This window comes from Nostoc sp. ChiSLP03a, assembly GCF_034531215.2.
Taxonomy (GTDB): domain Bacteria; phylum Cyanobacteriota; class Cyanobacteriia; order Cyanobacteriales; family Nostocaceae; genus Nostoc.
In genome coordinates, this window is record NZ_JAVRBQ020000084.1 from 1 (window position 1) to 4,953 (window position 4,953).

6 protein-coding genes and 1 pseudogene are annotated in these 4,953 nt (G+C 39.9%); 2 read left to right on the top strand and 5 right to left on the bottom strand.

The window, feature by feature from the left end; translation table 11 throughout:
- Positions 1 to 86: 86 nt before the first annotated feature.
- From RMY32_RS13925 to RMY32_RS13940, 4 genes are all read right to left on the bottom strand, one after another.
- On the bottom strand, positions 87 to 455 hold the full coding sequence (locus RMY32_RS13925) for a DUF262 domain-containing protein (RefSeq protein ID WP_322708858.1): 369 nt from the start codon (positions 453 to 455) through the stop codon (positions 87 to 89).
- Between the two features lie 200 nt (positions 456 to 655).
- On the bottom strand, positions 656 to 1,138 hold the full coding sequence (locus RMY32_RS13930; protein ID WP_322708859.1) for a hypothetical protein: 483 nt from the start codon (positions 1,136 to 1,138) through the stop codon (positions 656 to 658).
- Between the two features lie 124 nt (positions 1,139 to 1,262).
- The gene (locus RMY32_RS13935; RefSeq protein WP_322708860.1) at positions 1,263 to 1,787 is read right to left on the bottom strand and encodes a hypothetical protein; all 525 of its coding nucleotides are present in this window, start codon (positions 1,785 to 1,787) and stop codon (positions 1,263 to 1,265) included.
- Positions 1,788 to 1,947: 160 nt separating this feature from the next.
- Positions 1,948 to 2,400 carry a cupin domain-containing protein gene (locus RMY32_RS13940; protein ID WP_322708861.1) on the bottom strand — a complete coding sequence of 151 codons (453 nt, stop codon included), beginning with the start codon at positions 2,398 to 2,400 and terminating at the stop codon, positions 1,948 to 1,950.
- A 202-nt stretch (positions 2,401 to 2,602) separates the two neighbouring features.
- Between RMY32_RS13940 and RMY32_RS13945 the strand changes: the two genes are divergently transcribed.
- Positions 2,603 to 4,141 carry an ATP-binding protein gene (locus RMY32_RS13945; RefSeq protein ID WP_322708862.1) on the top strand — a complete coding sequence of 513 codons (1,539 nt, stop codon included), beginning with the start codon at positions 2,603 to 2,605 and terminating at the stop codon, positions 4,139 to 4,141.
- 106 nt (positions 4,142 to 4,247) lie between these two features.
- A complete protein-coding gene (locus RMY32_RS13950) occupies positions 4,248 to 4,622 on the top strand; it encodes a response regulator (protein ID WP_322708863.1) in 375 nt (124 codons plus the stop codon).
- 180 nt (positions 4,623 to 4,802) lie between these two features.
- Here RMY32_RS13950 and RMY32_RS13955 read toward each other — a convergent pair.
- Positions 4,803 to 4,892, bottom strand: a pseudogene (locus RMY32_RS13955) (nicotinate-nucleotide diphosphorylase (carboxylating)); the annotation flags it as partial.
- Positions 4,893 to 4,953: the final 61 nt, after the last annotated feature.

The following is a 4,953-nucleotide window of genomic DNA, read 5'->3' on the forward strand; positions in this document are numbered from 1 at the left end:
AATAGGTCATCAGTGATAGCATAAATTGTAATTATTTCGTTTAACATTACCCCTCCTAATTTTTCCTCTGGAGGGGATTTTATTGCTTATGCAATGCCACCTGAACACCTGCAAGCATAACTAGCAACTTGGGTTATTAGAGAACTAAGTCGATGGGAGCCATCAATGACAAAATAATAACTGCTAGTACTTCTCCAAAGAATAACAGATGGTATTAAATCACCATCTAAAAAACTTTCTACAAACTCACATATTTTCTCAGATTTCCATTCATTAGTTTCTCTTTGAAAATCCGGTTTGCGTAAAAATGGATAGAAAAAAGAATTTTTTTCTAAATCCCGAATAGATATCATCGGAATATTTCTTCCTATATTTTGACCTTGTTGCCCTTGTACTTCAAATGCTTCTCTACATATCAGGGCATCTAAACAAACCTTCAGACTGTCTTTTGGCATCTTAAATGGCTCTTTAATTTATTACAATTATAATACAGTGTAAACAATATTGTAGTTAATAATCATACAACGAGAATTTTAATTTATCAATATAATAGCTAGCAGCTTTCATAGCAGACAAAATCCCCAACTTGTTTGATAAGTTGGGGATCTACTGTTTGTAATTCTTACAAATAAAATAGGATTGCAATAAATGTTTATCAATTTGTAGCTAAAACTGGTTCTGCCAAAAAATATTTCAGATTTTCTTGCTGGGTAGCAAATTTCAAATATTGAGATGCCATTTCTGGTGTTAGCAATTCAATCATTAACCTGTTTTCCACCCAGAACTCAATCACATCAAAGAAAGAATCGCGGTTACAGCGCACTACACGCCAACCTTCACGAACACCAATTTTTTCAATTTCTTGCTGACTAATTGGTACAGAGATAGCCGCATGAATATCTGTATACCTGGAAGTAATAGCAGTATGTACAAATACGCATTCTTCATCACCTTCACCAGGTTCTATTTGAGAACCTAAAGGATAAAGTTCAATGCCTGTACCGTATTCATCAAAAGGTAGAACCATATAACTTCCTGGATTAGGAGGAAAGGGAACAGCTTGCGCTTTTAAGATTTCCGCCAGAACTTGAGCAACATGGTTAGGGTTTCTAACAGCAATTGAAATATGGTGAATCATAGGATAACCTCGTTCGATATCTTGTAGATTAGAAAACAATCGGGTAGAAGTAGGGGAGGCAGGGGAGAGAAAAAATTCTTAACCTCAGCGTATTGGGTTCTATGCAAATTGAATGCTCATTAGCTTATTGAGGTCGTCCATAATGAGCGCGACCCTTGCCATCGGCAGTCTCAAGTACTAAAACTTGCTGCCCATAATCATTAGTCTCAATCGACCACTGGTAAGTCTCAGGCTTTGCTGTATTGCGGCTGGAGTAGGTGCGCCCGCTATTGCAGATTTGCCCTTTGGATGTGCTGTCGCTGGGTTGAAAAGTCAGGCGTTGAGCCTCAATCTTAACTTTGCCTTTTTCCTCTATGAAGAGATTAGACGCACAGTTGTAGGTGTTGATTTGAATCAGTCTATTTCGCTTGTAATTTCCATTAGATGCAAGTTGGAATTGGTCGCTAGAGCCGTTTGGGGCTGCGGACTGCCCTGTGTAACTGTCTTGGTATTGGATGGACGAAATCCGGCCATACCGCCACTCGCCCTGAAGTTCAGCAGGCACTCCAGTGTCATTACCCGCTTGACTCGCGCTTGGATAAAAAGCAAAGCTAGCGGTGAAACCCAAACTTAGGGCACTAGCAGCGAAAAAGCGGACAGTTTTTGGCATGGAATAGAATAGCCTATTGGTTATTGAGTGCATAGCATTTTTGTAGAAATAGATTTATTTATCAACGAAAGCGATTTCCAACGCGAACTCTGTATGTTTCTATATCGCCTTTCTGAATAGGGGTACACAACTGTGCAGCCAAATCCATCCAAACGAAAACTTATGCAATAAACTGCAATCCATATTTGTTCAAAACAGGCTGTACTTTTTCCATATTTAGCGATGGACTATCTGCTACTTGACCCATTTCTTCATAAAAGTTTTTCGCACCCTTCGGCGAAATCAAAACCAGGAATTTTGCAGTAGCAGAACGAATTTTAAAGCCGTGTGCTGCATTGTGAGGAATGTTAACGAAAAAGCCTGGTGATGCCAAAATTGTTTCTGTACCAATTTGGATGTCTACTTCACCTTCTAGAATATAAAACGCCTCTTCCCAGGGGTGAGTATGAAGTGGTGGGCCATTTTCTTCTGTATCTGTAATTTCATAAATTGTCCACGCTTGATTAGTTTCTTCTCCGGTTACTTTTGTTGTGAACTGTGCACCAATAACTGAAAATTGATTTCCTTCTCCTGATGCAAGAATAGTTGGTTTTCGCATGGTTGCACTTTGCATACAAGTTACTCCTTGTTGTGTAATTGAGTAAGTGATTTACAAACTTGATTTGATGTTTTTAACATTAGAAATTAATCGGGGAGAACTAGGGTAGATAAATGGGTAATTACTATTTTTTTGTAACTGATTATTAAGATATTGAACTAAGGTTAAAATCTCTAGAAACAATTAGTAGCCTATTCTGGCTAAAGTCGATATTTCTATGCCTAAAGAGTCACTCAACTTCCCCAAAGCAGACATACTGGTGATTGATGACACGCCAGAAAACCTGAATCTTTTATCCGCCATGTTGACGGAACAGGGATATAAAGTTAGAAGTGTAACCAAAGGTTCTACGGGTTTACGGGGAGCGAATGCAGTTCCTCCCGACCTAATTTTGCTGGATGTGAATATGCCTGAGATGAATGGCTATGAAGTCTGCCAACATCTAAAGGCAAGCGATCGCACCCGCGAAATTCCAGTAATCTTTATCAGCGCTTTAGGTGATGTGCTAGATAAGGTAAAAGCTTTTACAGCTGGTGGGGTGGACTACATCACTAAGCCTTTCCAACTAGAAGAGGTTTTAGCACGAATTGAAAATCATTTGACTATTTGGAAACTGCAACGACAACTCCAAGCCCAAAATGAGCGGTTGCAGCAGGAATTTTCTGAACGCGCCAAAGCAGAAGAGAAGTTTGCTAAGGTTTTTCGCTCTAGTCCCAACCCAATCGCGATCGCTACAGTTTCGGAAGCTCGTTTTATTGATGTCAATCCCAGCTTCTTGAAAATGAGCGGCTATTGTTTAGAAGAAGTAATTGGAGATACTGCTACCGAACTTAATTTAGGTAAAAACACAGTCGCGATCGCTCAAACAATTCAACTTCTGCCGGAAACTGGCTCGCTGTACAATCTAGAATTTGAATTTTCTACAAAGTCTGGAGAACTCAAAACCATACTGATATCTCTCGAATTAATTGACTTAGGTGGAGTGCCATGTGCTTTATTAATTGCCAATGACATCACCGAACGTAAACGCCTAGAAAACGAATTTATTTCTTTAGTTAGTCATGAGTTGCGTACACCTTTAACTTCCACAATGGGAGCATTAGATTTATTAAGTTCAGGACAACTGGGAACTCTAACCGAACAGGGACAAAAAGTCCTTAGCATTGCCACGACTAATACTGAACGCTTGATTCGTTTAGTGAACGATATTCTCGATTTAGAGCGGATGAAATCGGGCAAAATTTTTACACGAAAGGCGAAGTGCAACGCCGCAGATTTGCTAATTACGGCAACGGAAGCAATGCAAGCAATGGCAGATAAATTACAAGTTCGACTAATTATAAATCCCGTAGCAGCAGAACTTTGGGCAGATCCCGATCGCCTTTTGCAAACCCTCACCAATTTACTGAGCAACGCGATTAAGTTTTCTGAACCAGGTGACACTGTGTGGATAAGTGCCACTCTCTCAGAATCTAAAAGCGTTGAATCTGAAGAAAATCAGCCTTCATCACCCAACTTTCTTTTAATTACGATCCAAGATGAAGGGCGAGGAATTCCTGAAGATAAATTACAAATCATCTTCGAGCGTTTTCAGCAGGTAGATGCATCTGACTCCCGCAACAAAGGAGGAACAGGTTTAGGACTTGCTATTTGCCGAGATATCATACAGCAACATGATGGTAAAATCTGGGTTCAGAGCATTTTAGGCAAAGGTAGCACTTTTTATGTACTGTTACCTTTAGTAGACTCTCAATAGCAGCCTTTAATTACCCAAATCTCCCCTACTTCTACCCGATTGCATTCTAAAATAGCTGAAGACTAATCAAGCTAATCAGCATCACATATCATGCGAGAGTGACAATATGAGCAGAAATATCTTGATTGTTGATGATGAAGAAGATGTGCAGGCGATCGCAAAATTGGGATTAGAAATGGCTGCTGGTTGGAACGTGTTGACTGCTTGTTCTGGTTGGGAAGCGTTGAATGTAGCAGCCAACTCTAAGCTTGATGTAATTTTACTAGATATGATGATGCCTGATATGGATGGGCGTGCCACTCTGCAACAACTCAAGGCTAACCCCGTCACTAAATCAATTCCCGTAATTTTACTAACTGCCAAAGTCCAGGAGTCGGCTCAAGACGTGTTTACTGGCTTAAATGTAGCTGCTGTCTTTGCCAAGCCTTTCCGTCCCTTGAAACTAGCAGCGCAAATTAGTGAAGCATTAGGCTGGAACTGATTTTTTTGAGTGGTTACAGCAAATTTTGCTCTCTTTATATAATATAGTGACTGCTTTTCTTATTCACATTGATACAGAAGTGGGCAAAAGTGTGTATAAAACGATTCGGCGTTGGATACCACCTGTCAAATTGATCTGCAAAGGAATTGATCTATAAAAAATAATTTACGCTCTGGGAAAGCGATCGCCCCTACCAATATCCTCCAACAACCAGGTACGCAACAGAGGATCTAAAACCAGCCAGGGAGGCAAAACAGCAGAATAGCTCACAAATTTGTTGCTTCCTTAGAGACTTCAGTAATACTATAGCCTAAAACGCTTACTCTCTAAG